This window comes from Escherichia sp. KTE172 (assembly GCF_000408845.1).
GTDB lineage: Bacteria > Pseudomonadota > Gammaproteobacteria > Enterobacterales > Enterobacteriaceae > Escherichia > Escherichia coli.
Genome location: NZ_KE137316.1, coordinates 4,501,154 through 4,522,936, shown reverse-complemented (window position 1 = coordinate 4,522,936; position 21,783 = coordinate 4,501,154). Strand labels below are relative to the sequence as shown.

Genomic DNA, 21,783 nt, shown 5'->3' with positions numbered 1-21,783 from the left:
CTGGCACGTGGAGAATAAGCTGCACTGGCGTCTGGACGTGGTAATGAATGAAGACGACTGCAAAATAAGAAGAGGAAACGCCGCAGAATTATTTTCAGGGATACGGCACATCGCTATTAATATTTTGACGAATGATAAGGTATTCAAGGCAGGGTTAAGACGTAAGATGCGAAAAGCAGCCATGGACAGAAACTATCTGGCGTCAGTCCTTGCTGGGAGCGGGCTTTCGTAATCTTTCCCTGATTGCGGTCCCTTATGGTAGCGGAACCTTACGTGAAATGAGATTATATGAAAACCACATCGAATTTAGTTATTTTTCTGATGAAACATGGAGAGTGGAAGTTTCGTCATCGCGTTTATTCAGGCTTCCTTTTCAGAATGGTTTTTTAGTAACACGTCATCCATTTCGCTTTAGCTATTTTATTCATATCAAGTTGTTTCGGTGACATTCACACAATCTTATATAAAAAGGATTACGAATGGCAACTGCCAGGATAAATGTTTTTTGCACGAACGAGGAACTGTCTAATTGGCTCGCGATTGTAGCCTCAAAATACAAATTACATTCAATTTGGTTTACACTACAAGATGAATACTCTAAGCAATTAAATGTCTTAACAGAAAAGATCCCTGCCGTAGCACATCGAATTTATCTTATGCCCAGCATTAAACCTAACAATAGAAGAATAAAGTTTAGTAGCATTGATCGTTATTGTGGTTGAATTGAAATAAAGCCGGGGCATTTAGTTGAGTATAATGGGGAAAAGATTTTACAACTTACTGAAATTAACACAACTGATTCTAAGGATAAATTAATATGCTTATGTAAAGTCATTCACTGGCTTAAACGACAGATTATAGCCAATGAATTCTCCGGTGTAACGGGAAAGAACATCATTTATGGTGGAGAAACTATTTATCCTCATAATCTTTATACGCATCAAGCCAAATCTCTTTTTCATGATAAAGTTATCTGGAAACAAGACTTCCTATTTAATTCTGTCTATGAACCATTTTTACCTTAATTCTTCCAGCAAGCAATATTAACCATTATGAATATGACTAAAAAAGAAGCATTAGCATTCCTTGCTCTAAACCAACCTATGCCAAATGATTATGACATCACTCAGGAACTTATCAATAAATATAACAATGTAAGGCTTTATTTTTCTGCAAATCCTGCTGAAGAAGCCATACCGTTATTTTTACAATCGTTTGGGGAAGGTGATGGCTTCGGTGTATATCAGTTGGTCGAAGATTTTTTGTACAAGTGTGATAAAAACATTATAGCTTCAAATATCGCCAACATACTGGAAAATCCTCTGACAATAAAAAGTGTCCGATGTTGGTGTACATTATTGGCAATGGCTTTTCCCGATAACACCTTAATTAAAGGATTAAATATTTCTCTACAATCTGATGATGAAGATACCCGAGACATGGCTATGTTAAGTTTAAAGATGATTACAGAGGAATATAAAACATTTGAATTCCAATAATTCCCCCTTGCATAAAAGATCACCATCATGACAAAAACACAAGCAAAGTTGCTTATTTATAAAGCAAACAAATTTATGCAAAAGCTTGACGGAATTGACTCGTTTAGTATAACCCTGCTATATGATAACTCTTCATTAATGAGAAAAGAGTTTCATCAAACACATAATATTGATTGCCTCAACGACAGACTTTTTTTACCTCATCCGGTAAATATAAATCTTCTAATCAGTCAGATAGTGACATTATCTGGTACAGCTGAATGTTTTCGTTGCTGGCTTATCTATGAAGGTAAAGTAAAAATAGTTATAAATGGGAATAATTTCACGTCATTTGCGCAGAGTATTTTCAGAGAACAGGGAACCTATGATTTAACGTTATTTTTTGACATAACTCGTAGAGTAATAGTAGTCTGTGATAATGAGTATGACATTGATATTTACACCACCACCTATTAAATGCATTGTTTTAGTTAACCAAGAAACATTCCAATAAAATACACAATTCAAGAGCATAATAACCATGCAATCAACCAATAGCGAATCCCCTTATAAATTTGCGAACAAACTACTGATTGGCCTGTTAGCATGCATGCTATACAGAATAATTACCATCATAATTACAATCAGTTATACCTATTTTACAGTTCCTCATAAAGTACATATATCAACAAATATTTACATATTTTTTTCTTTCTTATTTATATCATTGATATTTTTTGTCGTTACTTTCACCTCTAGTAAAAAAGTGGCAATTATAATTGCAACGCTATCGACAATATTATTAGGAGTCGAAACCTTTAATTCAGGACTGCCATATCGCGCCTTATCAATGATGTTTTCAGCCATGCTTTCATATTTCTTTATATTTTTATGTAATTTTAACTTTAAAGATAAAGAGAATTCTAAACATATAAACGTCCTGAAAGTTGCGTGCCCAATTTTGTACGTTTTTTATCTTTTTTATGAGCACGTATTTTTCAGGAATGTCTCTTTGATTGTTTTTTCCTTTGTTATTTTAACGTTCTTTATTTCCTGGTTGAATATTAAACTTAAATAATCTAAAGAGAAATGAAGTTAGCCTTCCTGTACCCACAGCAACGCCGTCTTTTTGTTCAGCACGGGGAAAATGATCTCCCCTGCTCACCTCCTCCAGACGCTTACACTACATGATGACCTGATCGGTGCCACCACTCCTCTTCACTATGACGTTTACCGCCCCTCCTTGACACCACGCTTTTGTCTACATTCTACGCAAACGGCAACTTTTATAACCAGTGTAAAAATAACGTGCCGCAATAGTCATACCTATTAATGGTAAAAAGCTGTCACAATTCATAAAAAACCTTAATATACGCCACCCTAAACATAACCAGCGTTAATGTAAGGTTTTTGTGTGGACTGGCTTCTTGATGTTTTTGCTACCTGGCTCTACGGCTTAAAAGTAATCGCGATAACGTTAGCGGTCATCATGTTCATCAGCGGGCTGGACGATTTTTTTATTGATGTCGTCTACTGGGTACGCCGCATTAAACGCAAGTTGAGTGTTTATCGCCGCTACCCGCGAATGAGTTACCGCGAACTGTATAAACCAGATGAAAAACCGTTAGCGATTATGGTTCCGGCGTGGAATGAAACGGGCGTCATCGGCAATATGGCCGAGCTGGCGGCGACCACGCTCGACTATGAAAACTATCATATCTTTGTTGGCACCTACCCCAACGACCCCGATACTCAGCGTGATGTTGACGAAGTGTGCGCTCGCTTCCCAAACGTGCATAAGGTAGTCTGCGCGCGTCCTGGCCCCACCAGCAAAGCCGACTGCCTGAACAACGTGCTGGACGCCATCACCCAGTTTGAGCGTAGCGCCAATTTCGCTTTTGCTGGTTTTATTCTGCATGACGCCGAAGACGTAATTTCACCGATGGAATTGCGTCTGTTCAACTATCTGGTCGAGCGTAAAGATCTGATTCAGATCCCGGTATACCCATTCGAACGCGAATGGACGCACTTCACCAGCATGACTTACATTGATGAGTTTTCAGAACTGCATGGCAAAGATGTTCCGGTGCGTGAAGCCCTCGCCGGACAGGTGCCCAGCGCAGGCGTCGGTACTTGTTTCAGCCGCCGCGCCGTGACCGCACTGTTAGCTGACGGTGATGGTATTGCTTTCGACGTGCAGAGTCTTACTGAAGATTACGACATTGGTTTCCGCCTGAAAGAAAAAGGTATGACGGAAATTTTTGTCCGTTTTCCGGTGGTGGACGAAGCCAAAGAACGCGAGCAGCGTAAATTTTTACAGCACGCGCGGACGTCAAACATGATCTGCGTGCGCGAATATTTCCCCGATACCTTTTCGACTGCGGTTCGACAAAAATCTCGCTGGATCATCGGCATTGTTTTCCAGGGCTTTAAAACCCACAAATGGACCTCCAGTCTGACGCTGAACTACTTTCTCTGGCGCGACCGCAAAGGGGCAATCAGTAACTTTGTCAGCTTCCTCGCGATGCTGGTGATGATCCAGCTTTTGCTGTTGCTGGCGTATGAAAGTTTGTGGCCCGATGCCTGGCATTTCCTTTCTATTTTCAGCGGCAGCGCATGGTTAATGACTCTGCTGTGGCTAAACTTTGGCTTGATGATTAACCGCATCGTGCAGCGGGTGATTTTCGTTACTGGCTACTACGGCCTGACGCAGGGGCTGCTATCTGTCCTGCGTCTTTTCTGGGGCAACCTGATTAACTTCATGGCCAACTGGCGCGCGTTAAAACAGGTACTTCAACACGGCGATCCACGTCGTGTCGCGTGGGATAAAACAACGCATGACTTCCCCAGCGTGACTGGCGATACCCGCTCGTTGCGTCCGTTAGGTCAAATCCTGCTGGAAAATCAGGTCATCACTGAAGAACAACTCGATACAGCACTGCGTAATCGCGTCGAAGGTCTACGCCTGGGCGGTTCAATGCTGATGCAGGGGCTGATTAGCGCCGAACAGCTGGCACAGGCGCTGGCAGAGCAAAACGGCGTGGCGTGGGAGTCGATCGACGCCTGGCAGATCCCTTCATCACTGATTGCCGAAATGCCGGCCTCCGTGGCGCTGCATTATGCAGTGCTGCCGCTGCGTCTGGAAAATGATGAGTTAATTGTCGGCAGTGAAGATGGTATTGACCCGGTTTCGCTGGCGGCCCTGACGCGTAAAGTCGGACGCAAAGTGCGTTACGTCATTGTTCTGCGGGGACAAATTGTCACGGGGTTACGCCACTGGTATGCGCGCCGACGCGGTCACGATCCGCGGGCAATGTTGTACAATGCGGTTCAGCATCAGTGGCTCACGGAACAGCAGGCCGGTGAAATCTGGCGGCAATATGTGCCGCATCAGTTCCTGTTCGCCGAAATACTGACCACGCTCGGTCATATTAATCGTTCAGCAATTAACGTGTTGTTATTGCGCCATGAACGCAGTTCTCTGCCGCTCGGCAAGTTTTTGGTCACCGAAGGCGTTATCAGCCAGGAAACGTTGGATCGCGTCCTGACAATTCAACGCGAATTACAAGTTTCGATGCAATCACTATTACTCAAAGCAGGTTTAAACACAGAACAGGTTGCGCAACTGGAGTCCGAAAATGAAGGAGAATAACCTTAATCGCGTCATCGGATGGTCTGGTTTACTGCTGACGTCTTTATTGAGTACCAGCGCACTCGCAGACAATATCGGCACCAGCGCAGAAGAGCTGGGGCTGAGCGATTATCGCCATTTTGTTATTTATCCCCGTCTCGACAAGGCGCTGAAGGCACAGAAAAATAACGACGAAGCAACCGCCATCCGCGAATTTGAATATATACACCAGCAGGTGCCGGATAATATTCCGCTAACTTTATACCTTGCGGAAGCCTATCGCCATTTTGGTCATGATGACCGGGCGCGGCTGTTGCTTGAGGATCAACTGAAACGTCACCCAGGAGATGCCCGACTTGAGCGCAGTCTGGCGGCTATTCCAGTTGAAGTGAAAAGCGTTACGACTGTTGAAGAACTGCTTGCCCAGCAAAAAGCGTGCGATGCTGCGCCGACCCTGCGTTGTCGCAGTGAAGTTGGGCAGAATGCCCTGCGGCTGGCACAATTACCTGTCGCCAGAGCGCAACTGAACGATGCGACGTTTGCTGCATCGCCGGAAGGAAAAACGCTGCGAACCGATCTGCTGCAACGGGCAATCTACCTGAAGCAATGGTCCCAGGCAGATACGCTATACAATGAAGCACGCCAGCAGAACACATTAAGCGCGGCAGAACGCCGCCAGTGGTTTGATGTGCTTCTTGCCGGGCAGCTGGACGATCGGATCCTGGCGCTGCAATCACAGGGGATCTTCACCGATCCGCAGTCATATATTACTTACGCGACCGCGCTGGCTTATCGTGACGAAAAAGCACGCCTCCAGCGTTATCTCATTGAAAATAAGCCGCTGTTTACCACGGATGCACAAGAGAAAAGTTGGCTCTATCTGTTATCTAAATACAGCGCCAACCCCGTTCTGGCGTTGGCGAATTATACGGTACAGTTTGCCGATAACCGCCAGTATGTTGTTGGCGCGACGCTACCGGTGCTGTTAAAAGAAGGTCAGTACGACGCAGCGCAAAAACTGCTCGCCACCCTCCCCGCCAATGAAATGCTTGAGGAGCGTTATACCGTTAGCGTGGCGACCCGTAACAAGGCTGAAGCTCTGCGTCTGGCACGATTGCTGTATCAGCAAGAACCGGCAAATCTTACCCGCCTGGATCAACTGACCTGGCAACTGATGCAGAACGAGCAGTCACGCGAAGCTGCCGATTTATTGCTGCAACGCTATCCTTTCCAGGGCGATGCGCGTGTCAGCCAGACGTTAATGGCGCGACTGGCGTCTCTGCTGGAAAGTCATCCTTACCTGGCAACTCCGGCGAAGGTGGCGATTTTATCGAAACCCTTACCGCTGGCGGAGCAACGTCAGTGGCAAAGTCAGTTGCCGGGTATTGCAGATAATTGCCCGGCAATAGTTCGCTTGCTGGGCGATATGTCGCCTTCCTACGATGCTGCCGCCTGGAACCGTCTGGCAAAGTGTTATCGGGACACGCTACCCGGTGTGGCGTTGTATGCATGGCTTCAGGCCGAACAACGACAACCGAACGCCTGGCAACATCGTGCGGTAGCCTATCAGGCGTATCAGGTTGAGGACTACGCCACCGCACTGGCGGCCTGGCAGAAAATCAGTCTTCACGACATGAGCAATGAGGATCTGCTTGCTGCTGCCAATACCGCCCAGGCGGCAGGAAATGGTGCGGCTCGCGATCGCTGGCTTCAGCAGGCAGAACAACGTGGGCTGGGAAACAATGCCCTCTACTGGTGGCTGCATGCGCAACGTTACATTCCTGGTCAGCCGGAACTCGCACTGAACGATCTCACGCGCTCAATCAATATTGCGCCTTCTGCCAACGCTTACGTTGCGCGGGCGACAATTTATCGCCAACGTCATAATGTCCCGGCGGCGGTGAGTGATTTGCGCGCCGCGCTGGAACTGGAACCGAATAATAGCAACACCCAGGCAGCGCTTGGTTACGCCTTGTGGGATAGCGGTGATATCGCACAGTCGCGGGAAATGCTCGAACAGGCGCATAAAGGGCTACCGGACGATCCGGCACTTATCCGACAACTGGCCTACGTGAACCAGCGTCTGGATGACATGCCTGCGACGCAGCACTACGCCCGGCTGGTGATTGATGACATTGATAATCAGGCGCTGATAACCCCACTGACCCCAGAGCAAAATCAGCAACGCTTCAATTTCCGCCGTCTGCATGAGGAGGTCGGTCGCCGCTGGACGTTCAGTTTCGATTCTTCTATCGGCTTGCGTTCCGGCGCAATGAGTACCGCTAACAATAATGTCGGCGGCGCAGCGCCAGGGAAAAGCTATCGTAGCTATGGGCAACTGGAAGCCGAGTACCGCATCGGACGCAATATGCTGCTGGAAGGCGACCTGCTCTCAGTTTATAGCCGCGTCTTTGCCGATACCGGAGAAAACGGGGTGATGATGCCGGTGAAAAATCCGATGTCCGGCACCGGTCTGCGCTGGAAGCCGCTGCGCGATCAGATCTTTTTCCTCGCCGTCGAACAGCAGTTGCCGCTGAACGGGCAAAATGGCGCATCCGATACCATGCTGCGCGCCAGCGCCTCATTCTTTAATGGCGGCAAATACAGCGACGAATGGCACCCGAACGGTTCAGGCTGGTTTGCCCAAAACCTGTACCTCGATGCGGCGCAATATGTCCGTCAGGATATTCAGGCGTGGACGGCAGATTATCGCGTCAGCTGGCATCAGAAGGTGGCGAACGGGCAGACTATTGAGCCTTACGCTCACGTTCAGGACAACGGTTATCGTGATAAAGGCACTCAGGGCGCGCAGCTTGGCGGTGTCGGGGTCCGCTGGAATATCTGGACCGGCGAGACGCACTACGACGCCTGGCCGCACAAAGTCAGTCTCGGCGTCGAATATCAACATACCTTTAAGGCGATTAATCAACGTAACGGAGAGCGCAACAACGCGTTTCTCACCATTGGAGTGCACTGGTAAATGCGTAAGTTCATTTTCGTATTGCTGACACTGCTTTTGGTCAGCCCTTTTTCCTTTGCGATGAAAGGTATTATCTGGCAACCACAAAACCGTGATAGTCAGGTTACCGATACCCAGTGGCAGGGGCTGATGAGTCAGTTACGTTTGCAAGGCTTCGATACCCTGGTTTTGCAATGGACCCGTTACGGCGATGCATTCACCCAGCCAGAACAGCGCGCGTTATTGTTTAAGCGTGCAGCAGCTGCGCAACAGGCTGGCCTGAAGCTGATTGTCGGGCTGAATGCCGATCCGGAATTTTTTATGCACCAGAAACAGTCATCCGCGGCGCTGGAAAGCTATCTTAATCGCCTGCTGGCTGCCGATCTCCAGCAAGCCAGATTATGGAGCGCCGCGCCTGGCGTAACGCCGGATGGCTGGTATATCAGCGCGGAAATTGACGACCTGAACTGGCGCAGCGAAGCCGCCCGTCAACCTTTGCTGACATGGTTAAACAACGCTCAGCGGTTGATTAGCGATGTTTCAGCAAAACCGGTTTATATCAGTAGTTTTTTCGCCGGAAACATGTCGCCCGATGGCTATCGCCAACTGCTGGAACACGTTAAAGCAACCGGCGTTAATGTCTGGGTACAGGATGGCAGCGGCGTGAATAAACTTACCGCTGAACAGCGTGAACGTTATCTACAGGCCAGCGCCGATTGCCAGAGTTCCGCCCCAGCAAGCGGCATTGTTTATGAACTGTTTGTCGCCGGCAAAGGCAAAACCTTTACAGCGAAACCGAAACCGGACGCAGAAATTGCCTCGCTGTTAGCGAAACGTTCCTCTTGCGGTAAAGACACGCTCTATTTCTCTCTGCGCTATTTGCCCGTCGCGCACGGCATTCTCGAGTATTAAATCTCCTCCAGGTAAGTCGGGTACGACCTGGCTTACCTCTTTCGCTCTCGTCAGAATTCCATCAAGATTAATTGCTAAAAAGCGTGCTAAAGAAAGAAGATCGTTATCGGCGAACGGGCCGATCACTCATGCAGGAAGCATAGATCCTTTGAGCGGAGTTTCTGATATCTGAGGAGTGCGAAATGCAATTGAGCAGCAGTGAACCTTGCGTGGTGATCCTGACCGAAAAAGAGGTAGAGGTAAGCGTTAATAACCATGCTACGTTTACCCTTCCGAAAAACTACCTGGCCGCCTTCGCGTGCAACAATAACGTCATTGAACTCTCAACGTTAAATCACGTATTAATCACCCACATCAACCGTAACATCATCAACGATTATCTGTTGTTTTTAAATAAGAACTTAACCTGCGTAAAGCCCTGGTCGCGGCTGGCTACCCCGGTTATCGCTTGTCATAGCCGTACACCGGAAGTGTTCCGGCTAGCCGCCAACCACAGCAAGCAGCAACCCAGCAAACCCTGCGAAGCGGAGTTGACGCGCGCATTGCTTTTTACCGTATTGTCTAACTTTCTTGAGCAATCGCGGTTTATTGCCCTACTGATGTATATCTTACGCAGTAGCGTCCGCGACAGCGTCTGCCGCATTATTCAAAGCGATATTCAGCATTACTGGAATCTGCGAATTGTCGCCAGTTCGCTATGTTTAAGCCCCAGCCTGCTCAAAAAGAAATTAAAAAACGAAAATACCAGCTATAGCCAGATTGTCACAGAGTGTCGTATGCGTTACGCCGTACAGATGTTATTGATGGATAACAAAAATATCACTCAGGTAGCGCAATTATGTGGCTATAGCAGCACGTCGTACTTTATCTCTGTTTTTAAGGCGTTTTACGGCCTGACACCGTTGAATTATCTCGCCAAACAGCGACAAAAAGTGATGTGGTGAAGGGCAAAGCGGAAACAGATAAGACGGGGATAAATGAAGAAGAAATGGCGCGCCCTGCAGGATTCGAACCTGCGGCCCACGACTTAGAAGTTCCTAGAACGACATTTTAAGTCAACAACTTACCGCGCCATCTCTGCGCTCACACGTCCCACTACCTCAAAACATGTAAAGCCTTGCAAGCCATTGTGAGGCCTTATGTGTCTCAGTTTTGTCCCTCTTTTTTGTACTAAAAAACATAGTAATTGAGGATAAACCTCATGCTATTTTCGCTTATATGCCTCTAAAGGCATGGCACTTAAATAGATAAAAGCACCACAAAAGCATAAAAAAACCACACAGTAAAACCGCAATATGAAACAATAACAGATAATTAAACCAAAAACAGATAGCGCATTGTGATAATCATTCAATACTAAACAAAATATAAACAGTGGAGCAATATGTAATTGACTCATTAAGTTAGATATAAAAAATACATATTCAATCATTAAAACGATTGAATGGAGAACTTTTATGCGGGCGAAACTTCTGGGAATATTCCTGACAACCCCTATTGCGATCAGCTCTTTTGCTTCTACCGAGACTTTATCGTTTACTCCTGACAACATAAATGCGGACATTAGTCTTGGAACTCTGAGCGGAAAAACAAAAGAGCGTGTTTATCTAGCCGAAGAAGGAGGCCGAAAAGTCAGTCAACTCGACTGGAAATTCAATAACGCTGCAATTATTAAAGGTGCAATTAATTGGGATTTGATGCCCCAGATATCTATCGGGGCTGCTGGCTGGACAACTCTCGGCAGCCGAGGTGGCAATATGGTCGATCAGGACTGGATGGATTCCAGTAACCCCGGAACCTGGACGGATGAAAGTAGACACCCTGATACACAACTCAATTATGCCAACGAATTTGATCTGAATATCAAAGGCTGGCTCCTCAACGAACCCAATTACCGCCTGGGACTCATGGCCGGATATCAGGAAAGCCGTTATAGCTTTACAGCCAGAGGTGGTTCCTATATCTACAGTTCTGAGGAGGGATTCAGAGATGATATCGGCTCCTTCCCGAATGGAGAAAGGGCAATCGGCTACAAACAACGTTTTAAAATGCCCTACATTGGCTTGACTGGAAGTTATCGTTATGAAGATTTTGAACTCGGTGGCACATTTAAATACAGCGGCTGGGTGGAATCATCTGATAACGATGAACACTATGACCCGGGAAAAAGAATCACTTATCGCAGTAAGGTCAAAGACCAAAATTACTATTCTGTTGCAGTCAATGCAGGTTATTACGTCACACCTAACGCAAAAGTTTATGTTGAAGGCGCATGGAATCGGGTTACGAATAAAAAAGGTAATACTTCACTTTATGATCACAATAATAACACTTCAGACTACAGCAAAAATGGAGCAGGTATAGAAAACTATAACTTCATCACTACTGCTGGTCTTAAGTACACATTTTAAGAACGCCAACTAAAATTTCCCCGAGGTGAAAATCGCCCCGGGGAATAACTAGCCATTTCAATGTAACAATTAACCCTTAAAATAAACCCAGAAGGTTATTAACTAAATCACATAGAAAACCATCAATTATAGTATGTATAAAATAGGCGACAGCAACCCAATTACAAATTAATGGTTCCAGAATATCACATCAGAAAAAACGCTGTATAATATTATAATTAACATGTAGACAACTTGTAATAAACATTATCAGTCAATTGTTTTGTTTATTCCATCTGTGACGCCGATTATTTTCTCAAAATAATGAGATGGCGTGACACCATAATAATCTTTAAATGCACATATGAAATATGAAGTACTGTTATAGCCACATTTCTGGGCTACGACATTGATAGAATAAGAGTTTGAAGTTATGAGTTTTTTTGCATACCTCATCCTAGTATCTCTCAATATTTCAGTAAATGACGTTCCTTCATCCCTTAATCTTTTTTTTATTAAACTTTCACTCGTATAAATCAATTCCGCAATATCTTTTAAATGCCATTGCCGCTCAATATTAAAACTGATTATTCCAGTAATTTTACAGGTGAATGTATTTATATTTGTTAGTATAAAAGAATTTACACTTTCGCGTTTTTTGAACATGGCAAGTAAGGATATACATAGTCTTTCTTTTAACCAAAGGGAGTGTGAGTCTGCTATTTTAATCCCTTCAAACAGAGAAAAAACAAGCGATAATGGAGGTTCCTCTTCAGCAATATAGCCATTCTTATCAAGAGTAAATTTGCCAGGCAGCTCATTATTCACGTCGATAAAAAAGGATAAACATGTTTTCTTATCTATATCAACAATTCTTAGTTTAGAGGGGCATACTGGTAACTCCCTTCTAATTTTGTCGCTTACAATAAACAATGAATTTTTTTTGAACGAGATAACTCTCCTGTTTATAATTAAATCAAATGATTGACAGATGAAAACTACGGAGCAAACATAATCCATCTTGCACCTATCATAAAATTAAAACAAGTTGATAGCAGTCAAATAACAACCAATTAAATACACAATCATAATCAGGATGATGTGCATTTATATTTTTATACACAAAATTATAGTTTGCAAATTTTAATAAATTTCATTTAAGATTAAATTATTATATGTATATTGTTTTTTATTCTAACGTATTTCAAAGTTACATTTTTCAACGCTTACTATACTTTTTATTAACATAAACTCACTACAACGCACCTGAAACCTCTTGCTATATATATGTCAACCGTTTGAATTTAAAATAAAAAGAGTATCATTTTTACTTGCATTTCTTATCAAGTCACATTCAACAACAGTAAAAAAACATTATTAGAACCATCCAATTAACAAAAAACCAACATCCAGCTTGCTTAATTTTTCTTTATTAAACGATATTGAAAATCAATTGATAAAATACATCTAAACAACCTTTTGGGGCGCAAAAGCATAACATCAAACAAACAAATAACACACCGAAAAAACTCACAATTAATAACCTATGATATACATACTGTTTATTATGGTTGAATAAGCCACTCGATATCTGGTGCTACGGAAGTGTCCACACGGTTTAGCAGCACCCGATACTTTTTTCAGGCTTCCAGCAACGATCTTTCTTCCTCCGTTGCATATACAGCTCACCTTTTTTCACCCACGATTAACCAACAGCCAGACCAGCAGACACGCCACCACCGGCACAGCAAAATCCATCAGGCTTGCCACATCCCATGCGCGCGAATCAAAACCGCCCCACCACGGCATATTCATTCGCTTGCCATGCCCGAACATTTCAATCCAGCGATATTCTGCCTGGGTGTGTTCACGCGCAATGAAGAACGTACAACCGGCTATCGCCCCGTAAACCCAGTTTCCGGTAAAAAGACCAATCAGTACCTGCGCAGCCACAGCACAAAGCGCATGAAGAAAAGGTGTTATATCCATTACTCCTCCTTTATCCGATATCGCTTCGGGAAGTTGATAACAACTTCAATTCTGACTCAAGTTCATCAACTCTTTCGGTCAGTTTCTGGATATGGTGAATCAGTGGAACAACCAGACGTTCGTACATTACACCTTCGGCAACAAGGCCATTGCTGGAAATAGCTTCCCGTGCATCATCTTCGTTAGCTGATCGCCAGTGTACAAACTGAGGGGCAATTTCTCCTACTTCCTCGGCAATCAATCCGTAGAATCCCCAGTCACGCCTGTCATTTTCGCATTGTGACCTGTACCATACAGGGCGCATCCTGAAAATGAGATCGGCGTGCTCTGAATCTATCGTCTCTACTGAATGCTTATAGCGGATAGACGATGTTGACCGCAGTACAGACGAAATTGCAGGGTCAGGATTAAGATAAAGGTTTGCCGCCGCTGTAGTCGTGGCCAAATTCCATAAATAAAACGCTTCACGACCTGTCAGTGGATAAAAATCTCCGCCATAACGACCACTTTCCAGATCGTTCACTTCCACTTTGTTTTTCAGCTTATTATCAACTTCAGTTTTTGTGTATCTGGAGCTGATATCCTGCTTTGCACTGGTCATATCAGTCTGAAGCGTTGATACTTTACTGTTAATTGAGGAAATATCTTCCTTCGCTTTACTGACATCTCCCTTCAGCGTGGTGATGTCTCCCGGAATTACTGTCGATGTAGCCATTTGTCTCCCTCACATCCAGCCACGAAGTTGATGTTCAACAACAACCGCGTATTCATCGAATATTGACGATTTTTTTGCATCATTAATGATGCGCACGTTTACAAAATATCCGTCTTCCTTAACACATACCGGTTCGCCATCTTCAGTCAGTTCTCCGGTTTCTTTGTACACGTTACCTATCACGTCAATAAGAATATCATCCTGCATCAACTCGTCATCATAATAGCCAATGCTCTCCATAAAGGCCGAAAAGTCGGCCCTGTCTGCAAATTTGAGTGTTAAATCTTTCATTTAATACTCTCCCCCATTTGCGCATCAGTTAATTCTTTATGCCATATTCTCAGGTTACGAACGTGACCAAACAAGTGACGTTCTCCTCCAGCAGAAGTTCCCCCAATACGTATTTCATGTGCAGCTCCGGTATTCTTCCATGACGAAGTCTGAACAGGTGACAGGTAACCATTACAACAGCAACGAAATTCAGTCGAGCTATTACAGACAAAACCAGCAATCATTTTGCGCCCGGCCTTCACAGATGGACTAAGATATGCAGATCTCACTCCAAACTGAACATAAGGTAAAGGTTCTACATCCGGACTTGTAGGCGTCCTGAAAGCCAATACCAGTTGTTCATCATTAGTCGCCACGCCAATAGTGGTTAAAATTCGTGGGGCCTGATTTGGCGTAGAGTCCCAATTTTTATGTATTTCAACAAGACAGCTTAAAGGGACAGAACTTATGTTATTTCTGGTTGAAAAAATAACCATATCACTCGCCCTTGTCGCAGGAACACCTGGTGTGACAATAAATGATGATAAGCAAGAACCTAGCTCTATTTGAGGGGTGGTTACATCCATAAAACTAGTCTTATCAAAATTAGCACCCAGTTTGTTTGACATCAGAATGGCGCCGTTAATATATGTAGAGTCGTCTGTTACTTTATAAACAGCCTCTACAGCAACCCACTCACCGTCACGAACAACATTTTTCACAGCAATATTAGACGCATCTGCTCCAGACGTGAATGTATCTAGTGTGGCGCTATCAATAAAAATGGCAGCTACAGCAACTGGCGAATCCCCTTTATCAAATCTAGCCGCAAATCTTACATTATCCCCTTTTGCTCTAAAGGATATTGTAACTGCATCATTTTTGACTACCGCTATCTTATTTGCTGCTGCCCCTGATATAATTCCATATGAGCCAGAACTATCTAAATATTTTTCTGGGGTAAACGTTGCATATTTAAAACCCCTGGAATCGGTTTTTGTCTCGCTTATCTTCAGGCCTGGATTTTTATTCCACAATTCCGGAGCGTTTGAGTTTGTGAAGTAATTTGTTCTCTGCCCTTCAATTAACAGCCCTTCTTTTTCAAAACGTGGCTCATTAATTTCTGCAATGGTAAGAGCGCCGGACTTATTGATATAGGTCGCGGAACTCGCGCGGGAAAACGGGACAATTTTGTCGGATGGTATAGTGACCACATCATCGCGCACTGTTATTTTTTTATATCCCGGGCCAAATCCTGTAATCATATCCATCGAGTCATTAAACGGTATCCACACATCAGGCAACGGCTGCAAAACTTGTTTATACGGCTCAGCTGCCTGGCTTGCGTACTCCCTGGCTGCGTCTTCACTTGCTTTTGCAGCCATCTGGCTTGCAGCGGATGCTTTCGCCGAGTTAGTCGCCGCAGTCTCGCTCGCCTTTGTGTTGGTTTCACTGGTTTTTGCTGCTTTTTGACTGTTGGCTGATGCAGTGGCAGAAGAAGCCGCCGCACTTGCAGAACCAGCTGCGGCACTCTCGCTTTGGGCTGCTGCATCCTGGCTGTTTTTCGCCGCAGTTTCGCTGGCTTTGGCATTCGTTTCGCTGGTCTTCGCTGCCGTCTGGCTGGACTTTGCGTTAGTTTCACTCGTCTTCGCAGCTTTCTGGCTGTTAGCCGCAGCAGTTGCTGATCCAGCTGCTGAAGTCGCAGAACCGGCTGCCGCGCTCTCGCTTTGGGCTGCTGCAACCTGGCTGTTTTTTGCCGCAGTTTCACTGGCTTTGGCATTCGTTTCGCTGGTTTTCGCTGCCGTCTGGCTGGACTTTGCGTTGGTTTCGCTCGTCTTTGCGGCTGTCTCGCTGTTTTTCGCGTTGGTTTCTGATTTTTTGGCTGCTGTCGCGGAGTTTGCCGATGCAGTCTTTGAGGTCGCTGCCGCCTGTGCACTATTAGCTGCATTCGTTTCTGAGGTTTTCGCCGCGTTCTTCGATGATGCCGCTGCAGTTTCGGATTTCTTTGCCGCCGCTGCGCTCTGAGAGGCGGCTTCGGCGTTGCGTGCCGCTTCTTCCACCATTTCCTCAAAACGACGCAATGCTTCCGGCATGACATCATCTTCCGTCATGGCACCGAGAAAATCATTCAGCGTACCTGGTCTGGAACCTTCATAGACGGTAATGGTTCCGGCATGTGAAGGCGGAAAACCTTCAACAAGCAGGATAACGCTGTACTGGCCATACTCAACATCCATGCTGTAACGCCCGGCTTCATCCGGATTTTCAGAGGCCACCGTGTTCACCAGTACCGTGGTGCTGTTACGCTTTGCCTTCAGTTGAATAGTGCAGTTCTGTATTGGTTTTCCCGCACCATCTTTCAGCACACCTGAAATCTGTACTGCCATACTCACTCCACAAATAAAAAAGGCGCCATTTCTGGCGCCCGTATTGGGGTTATAAATATTTCAACGGATACTGATACCGGAAGCAGCTTTTTTGGTCACAATCACCGTACAGTCTGTGATGTTACCTGCGCCCTGATTGCCTTTCTGGAAAATCTTAAACTCCAGAGTGACGCTTCCCCTGCCACTCGGCATATCAATAACCGCACTGTAGCTACCGGGAATGGCCCCTTTAGTTTCTCTGGATGCGATTAATACACCGTTTTTGCGAACTTCAAAACCATAACCCGTGTATCTTGTACCTCCCGGGTTATTACCACTTCCCGGATCGCTATACGCTATTCCGTTAAAGATAATGGGCGGAATAATGATTTGACGGTCAAAGTTATGATCATCGCTGATGGTGACTGTAACCGTCCCGTTTGGTGTTTCCGTATTACCCCACGTACCAGCCTGTTTCGGGAATGATTTGGATACAGCTTTAACGAAGTCACCTCTGACCTGAGTCGCCTCCAGCATGCCCTTAATCGTACAGTTTTCATTTACCGTGACATTGTTGAGCGTCCCGGCGTTCGCATTCACACTGCCACTGATATCCGCATTTTTAGCGGTCAGCTTTCCGTCCGGTGTCAGGGAAAATGCCGGTGGATTTCCACCGCTGGTAATGGTGGGGGCCGTCAGGCGTTTCAGGAACACGTCGTTCATGAATATCTGATCGCCCTGACCAACAAACATCGGTTTTGTGTTGCCATTCGCAGGATTAATCATCGCAATCCTGTCTGCCGCCAGCAGCACCTGACTCTGCATGCCGTCAGGGGTGTTCTCAATACCGGCACCGATACCCGCAATATAAAGGCGTCCGTCCTGCATCTGCTGCAGCTTCACAGCCCACATGCTGTTCAGGTTATTATTTGTATCAACCTGAACTTTCTGTATCTGCTGGATCGCTGCACTCTGGTCTTCCAGTTTCTTATTGACGGTCTGTGTGATTTCATTGCTGACATCCGTAATGGACGTCCTGATTTCAGCCAGGTCAGGCGCAAGCTGACCGTTATCAATCTGCGTCCACAGCTCCTGGGCCAGATGTGTTTTCCCGATTTCTCCTTTGAAAAAATCCAGATAGCCTGATGCATCATCACTCGGCTGACCGACAGCCTCCACGAATGCCGATTTGCCAACGGTGTTCACACTGCGGATATAAAAGTAATAATCATGGCCCGGTTTGATATTGATACTGGCGGCTATCCAGTACAGCGCCGTGCCAAGATAGCGTGCTGTGGTTTCAACCTGCCTGATATCCGCAATCCGCTTTTCCGAGAACCAGAACTCAAACTGTACCGTCGGATCATAAACCGCAAGATGCGGCGTGGCGGTTATCTGAAAATAGCCCGGCGTCAGCTCAATCCGCGACGGCGCTGCCGGTGCGGCAATCCGGAACGATACCGACGCCGGATCGCCCTGCTGCCCCCACGCATTTACTGCCCGGACTGTCAGCCTGTAGTTCCCCAGCGCCAGTTGTGTGAAGCGGTAAGTGGTTTCCATCGTCCGGGCCGTGCTGACCAGCCGCTCACTGCCGTCATCCGCTGTTACGGTCAGGCGAAGCATAAAGCTCACACCCTTCACCACCTTCGGCGTGTCCCAGCGCGCCAGCACCTGATATTCCCCGCTGTCTGCGGTGACTTCGGCAGTCAGGTGCTGCACCGCTGGCGGCGTGACACCATTCACCGTGCCGCTCTGGTCGCCGTCAAAGTGCGCCCCGTTATCCACGATGGCTTCTTTTTCCGGTACATGCTGCACGGCGGTGATGGCATACGTGCCGTCGTCGTTCTCACGGATACTCACGCAGCGGAACAGGCGCTGGCGCAGCGTCGGCAGCTTCAGCCCCCACACGCTGTATTCAGCAACGCCGTCAGGAACACGGCTCACTTTCACCTTCACGCCGTCGGTGACGGACTGAACCTCCACGCTGACCGGATTGCCACTTCCGTCAACCAGGCTTATCAGCGTGGTACCGGAGGATGGCAGCGTGATTTCACGGTCGAGCGTCAGCGTCCGGGTCTGGCTGTTCACCGCCAGCACACGCCCACCGGTGCTGATACCGGCATAGTCATCATCACAGATTTCAATAACATCGCCCGGTACATGGCGAAGCCCTTCTGCGCCCACGCTGAAGTCCACGGTCTGCGTTTCCAGCAGTTCTGTTTTAATCAGCCACAGCCCGGCGCGATGTGCCTGCCCCCGGCTGGTACAGCCAAAGGCATCCATCTTCGTGACGTTACGACCGTAACGGGCAATGGCCTGCGTGTCCTCCACGAGCTCTGTCGCCGTCTCCCAGCCGTTATCCGGGTCAATCCAGTTCACCTCAACGGCATTATGGCGGTCCTTCAGGGCGCTGAAGCTGTAGCGGAACGGCGCGCCATCATCCGGCATCACCACATTACTGCGGTTATAGGTCCACACCTTATCTGATGGTCGGTCCTGCACGAACGTCAGCGTCTGCCCGTTCCATACCGGCATACAGCGCATCGCCGAGCAGAAATCACTGAGCACATCCCACGCCTTGCGCTGTGTGGTCAGGTACGCATTACAGGTGATGCGCGGCTCCGTGCCGCCAAAGCCGTCCGGCACTGACTGGTCGCAGTACTGGCCGATGACATACAGCGCCCATTTATCCACATCCGCCGCACCAAGACGTTTCCCCATGCCGTAGCGCGGATGGGTCAGCATATCCCACAGACACCAGGCCATGTTGTTGCTGTATGCCGGTTTAAACGTTCCGTCCCAGATACCGCTGTATTGCCGCGTCTGCGGGTTATAGTTCGACGGCACCTGCAGAATGCGCCCGCGCAGATGATAATTACGGCTCACCTGCTGGCTGCCGAACTGCTCCGAATCCACCTGCACGCCGACCAGTGCCGTGTTCGGGTAGCCCTGTTTCACATCGATGATTTCGGTGTATGACGACCAGAGCGTTTTGTTCTGCAGCTGGTCTGTGGTGCTGTCCGGCGTCATCCTGCGCATCCGGATATTGAACGGGCGCGGCGGCAGGTTACCCACCACCACCGAGGCCAGATACTGCGAGGTGGTTTTGCCCTTAATGGTGATGTCTTTTTCCGTCACCCAGCCACCATTACGCTGGATCTGAACCAGCAGGCGGACTTCCGACGGATTCCTGTCCCCCTTTGAGGTGGTTTCCACCAGTGCCTGCACGCCGAAGGTAAAACGCAGTCGGTCAATGTTTGCCGACGTGATGGTCCGGGTGATCGGCGTGTCGTATTTCACTTCCGTACCCAGCACCGTCTCGGAGCCGGAGGATTCAAATCCCTCCGGCGGTGTCTGCTCCTGCTCACCGGCCCGGAACACCACCGTGACGCCGGAGATATTGGTATTCCCCTCACTGTCCAGCACTGGCGTACTGTTCAGCAGCACGCTTTTTAATCCATCCACCGGACCTTCAACCGGCCCTTCGCTGATGGCATCGATCACACTCAGCAACTGCGTGGACTTCAGGTTGTCCTTCGCTTCGCGCGGAGTATGCCCCTTACTGCTGCCTTTACCCATTCCTCACGCTCCATAAACGACAAAACCGCCCGGAGGCGGTTTCACATAAACGTTTTTCATCAGCGACCAATCACCACAACCTGACCACCATCCCCTTCGTCTGCCGTGCTGATCTCCTGAGAGACCACCCGCGACCCCACGCGCATTTCACCGTACAGAACCGGCAGAACATTGCCCTGGGCAACCATGTTATCCAGTGAGGAGAAATAGGTGTTCTGCTTACCGTTATCCGTTGTCTGTGTACGGGGAGTTCTGGCTTTCGGTGCCAGCATCTGCGCCACACCACCGAGCACCATACTGGCACCGAGAGAAAACAGGATGCCGGTCATACCACCGGCCCCAATGGCTGCCCCCCATGCTGCAAGGGTGGCTCCGGCGGTAAAGAATGATCCGGCAATGGCGGCAGCCCCCAGGACAATCTGGAATACGCCACCTGACTTGGCCCCGGCGACTCTGGGAACAATATGAATCACAGCGCCATCAGGCAGAGTCTCATGTAACTGCGCCGTTAACCCGGACGTGCTGACGTCCCGCCCGGCAATCCGTACCTGATACCAGCCGTCGCTCAGTTTCTGACGAAACGCCGGGAGCTGTGTGGCCAGTGCCCGGATGGCTTCAGCCCCCGTTTTCACACGAAGGTCGATGCGGCGACCAAATCGTTGTAAATCCCCGTAAAGGCAGATGCGCGCCATGCCCGGTGACGCCAGAGGGAGTGTGTGCGTCGCTGCCATTTGTCGGTGTACCTCTCTCGTTTGCTCAGTTGTTCAGGAATATGGTGCAGCAGCTCGCCGTCGCCGCAGTAAATTGCGGCGTGATTCGGCACTGATGAACCAAAACAGCACAGCAGCACATCGCCCGGCTGTGCCGCTGACAACGGCACCTGATACAGCCCCGTCGCCTCCAGATTATCCAGATAGAGATTCTGGCCGTTACGCCACCAGTCATCCTCACGATAAAAGTCCGGCATCTCAATCCCCGCCAGATGATAAGCATCCCGGAACAGTGTGTAACAGTCCGTCACACCGTGCTCAAAGCGCCGCCCGGTGAGATGCGGCACACAGCGGAACTTATGAATCGTCCCCCGGCAGACCAGCCACCACGGCAAATCACTCTGCACCTGCAGCCGCCGGTCGGCCTCACTCAGCCAGGGCAGACCACCGGGGTGGCTGTGGACCAGCGCCACAATCTCACCCTGCATTTCTGCCTGCAGCCAGTCTTCCGGCGACATACGGAAATACGCCTCCGGCTCACCGGAGATATTCACGCAGGGAAAATATCTTTCCCCCTCCGGCGTGCTTACCACGAAGCCGCACGACTCCGCTGGCGCACATCGCCGGGCGTGCGCCAGAATCGCTGATTCTGTCTGTGTCATGGGATTTACTGCGAAAGTTTGTTAATGGAAAGGAAGCCGCCAAAGTTGCCGACGTTATTGCGAAACTTACAGCCGCTCAGGCATTTGCTGCATTTATCCTTCGTGATATCGGACGTCGGCTG

The 21,783-nt window shown here is 47.8% G+C and carries 16 protein-coding genes and 3 pseudogenes; 8 read left to right on the top strand and 11 right to left on the bottom strand.

Annotation, left to right across the window (positions count from 1 at the left end; translation table 11 throughout):
- The 3 genes and pseudogenes from G434_RS30080 to G434_RS03010 all read left to right on the top strand — a co-directional run.
- A pseudogene (locus G434_RS30080) lies at positions 1 to 232 on the top strand (ISAs1 family transposase); the annotation flags it as partial.
- Between the two features lie 820 nt (positions 233 to 1,052).
- Positions 1,053 to 1,499 carry a hypothetical protein gene (locus G434_RS03005; protein WP_001057457.1) on the top strand — a complete coding sequence of 149 codons (447 nt, stop codon included), beginning with the start codon at positions 1,053 to 1,055 and terminating at the stop codon, positions 1,497 to 1,499.
- Between the two features lie 27 nt (positions 1,500 to 1,526).
- Complete coding sequence (locus G434_RS03010; RefSeq protein WP_000169380.1) at positions 1,527 to 1,955, top strand: hypothetical protein; 429 nt, start codon at positions 1,527 to 1,529, stop codon at positions 1,953 to 1,955.
- A gap of 219 nt (positions 1,956 to 2,174) precedes the next feature.
- Here G434_RS03010 and G434_RS30390 read toward each other — a convergent pair whose 3' ends face one another.
- Entirely contained in the window at positions 2,175 to 2,345 is a 171-nt protein-coding gene (locus G434_RS30390; RefSeq protein WP_000829608.1) for a hypothetical protein, read from the bottom strand.
- A gap of 547 nt (positions 2,346 to 2,892) precedes the next feature.
- On the opposite strand from G434_RS30390, the gene nrfB reads away from it, so the two are divergent.
- The 5 genes from nrfB (at position 2,893) to ompT (ending at position 11,391) form a co-directional block, all read left to right on the top strand.
- Complete coding sequence (gene nrfB, locus G434_RS03020; protein WP_000383920.1) at positions 2,893 to 5,130, top strand: cyclic di-3',5'-guanylate-activated glycosyltransferase NfrB; 2,238 nt, start codon at positions 2,893 to 2,895, stop codon at positions 5,128 to 5,130.
- The gene (gene nfrA / locus G434_RS03025) at positions 5,117 to 8,089 is read left to right on the top strand and encodes a bacteriophage adsorption protein NfrA (protein ID WP_001322695.1); all 2,973 of its coding nucleotides are present in this window, start codon (positions 5,117 to 5,119) and stop codon (positions 8,087 to 8,089) included. The genes nrfB and nfrA overlap by 14 nt, the downstream gene beginning before the upstream one ends.
- Positions 8,090 to 8,980, top strand: coding sequence for a DUF4434 family protein (locus G434_RS03030; protein WP_001224568.1), 891 nt, complete (start codon positions 8,090 to 8,092; stop codon positions 8,978 to 8,980).
- A gap of 182 nt (positions 8,981 to 9,162) precedes the next feature.
- Positions 9,163 to 9,924 carry a DNA-binding transcriptional regulator EnvY gene (gene envY / locus G434_RS03035; RefSeq protein ID WP_001177464.1) on the top strand — a complete coding sequence of 254 codons (762 nt, stop codon included), beginning with the start codon at positions 9,163 to 9,165 and terminating at the stop codon, positions 9,922 to 9,924.
- Positions 9,925 to 10,437: 513 nt separating this feature from the next.
- Positions 10,438 to 11,391: an omptin family outer membrane protease OmpT gene (ompT, locus tag G434_RS03040; RefSeq protein ID WP_001201810.1), complete on the top strand. Its 954-nt coding sequence runs from the start codon at positions 10,438 to 10,440 to the stop codon at positions 11,389 to 11,391.
- Positions 11,392 to 11,640: 249 nt separating this feature from the next.
- On the opposite strand, the gene appY is transcribed toward ompT, so the two are convergent.
- From appY to G434_RS28530, 10 genes and pseudogenes are all read right to left on the bottom strand, one after another.
- Entirely contained in the window at positions 11,641 to 12,390 is a 750-nt protein-coding gene (gene appY, locus G434_RS03045; RefSeq protein WP_000386784.1) for a DNA-binding transcriptional activator AppY, read from the bottom strand.
- A gap of 545 nt (positions 12,391 to 12,935) precedes the next feature.
- Positions 12,936 to 13,046: pseudogene (locus G434_RS28535) on the bottom strand (tail fiber assembly protein); the annotation flags it as partial.
- Between the two features lie 19 nt (positions 13,047 to 13,065).
- Complete coding sequence (locus G434_RS03050) at positions 13,066 to 13,359, bottom strand: hypothetical protein (RefSeq protein WP_000355607.1); 294 nt, start codon at positions 13,357 to 13,359, stop codon at positions 13,066 to 13,068.
- A gap of 10 nt (positions 13,360 to 13,369) precedes the next feature.
- Complete coding sequence (locus G434_RS03055; protein WP_000235985.1) at positions 13,370 to 14,074, bottom strand: tail fiber domain-containing protein; 705 nt, start codon at positions 14,072 to 14,074, stop codon at positions 13,370 to 13,372.
- Between the two features lie 9 nt (positions 14,075 to 14,083).
- The gene (locus tag G434_RS03060; RefSeq protein ID WP_000654147.1) at positions 14,084 to 14,365 is read right to left on the bottom strand and encodes a hypothetical protein; all 282 of its coding nucleotides are present in this window, start codon (positions 14,363 to 14,365) and stop codon (positions 14,084 to 14,086) included.
- Positions 14,362 to 16,731, bottom strand: a complete 2,370-nt coding sequence (locus G434_RS03065) for a prophage tail fiber N-terminal domain-containing protein (RefSeq protein ID WP_000290535.1) — start codon at positions 16,729 to 16,731, stop codon at positions 14,362 to 14,364. The genes G434_RS03060 and G434_RS03065 overlap by 4 nt, the downstream gene beginning before the upstream one ends.
- Before the next feature lie 60 nt (positions 16,732 to 16,791).
- Positions 16,792 to 20,289 (bottom strand): phage attachment tail tip protein J, encoded by a 3,498-nt coding sequence (locus G434_RS03070; protein WP_016249752.1) that lies wholly within the window; start codon positions 20,287 to 20,289, stop codon positions 16,792 to 16,794.
- Positions 20,290 to 20,348: 59 nt separating this feature from the next.
- A complete protein-coding gene (locus G434_RS03075) occupies positions 20,349 to 20,921 on the bottom strand; it encodes a tail assembly protein (RefSeq protein WP_000847666.1) in 573 nt (190 codons plus the stop codon).
- Positions 20,918 to 21,661, bottom strand: a complete 744-nt coding sequence (locus tag G434_RS03080; RefSeq protein ID WP_000194783.1) for a C40 family peptidase — start codon at positions 21,659 to 21,661, stop codon at positions 20,918 to 20,920. Before G434_RS03080 ends, G434_RS03075 begins: the two co-directional genes overlap by 4 nt.
- 5 nt (positions 21,662 to 21,666) lie before the next feature.
- Positions 21,667 to 21,783: pseudogene (locus G434_RS28530) on the bottom strand (phage minor tail protein L); the annotation flags it as partial.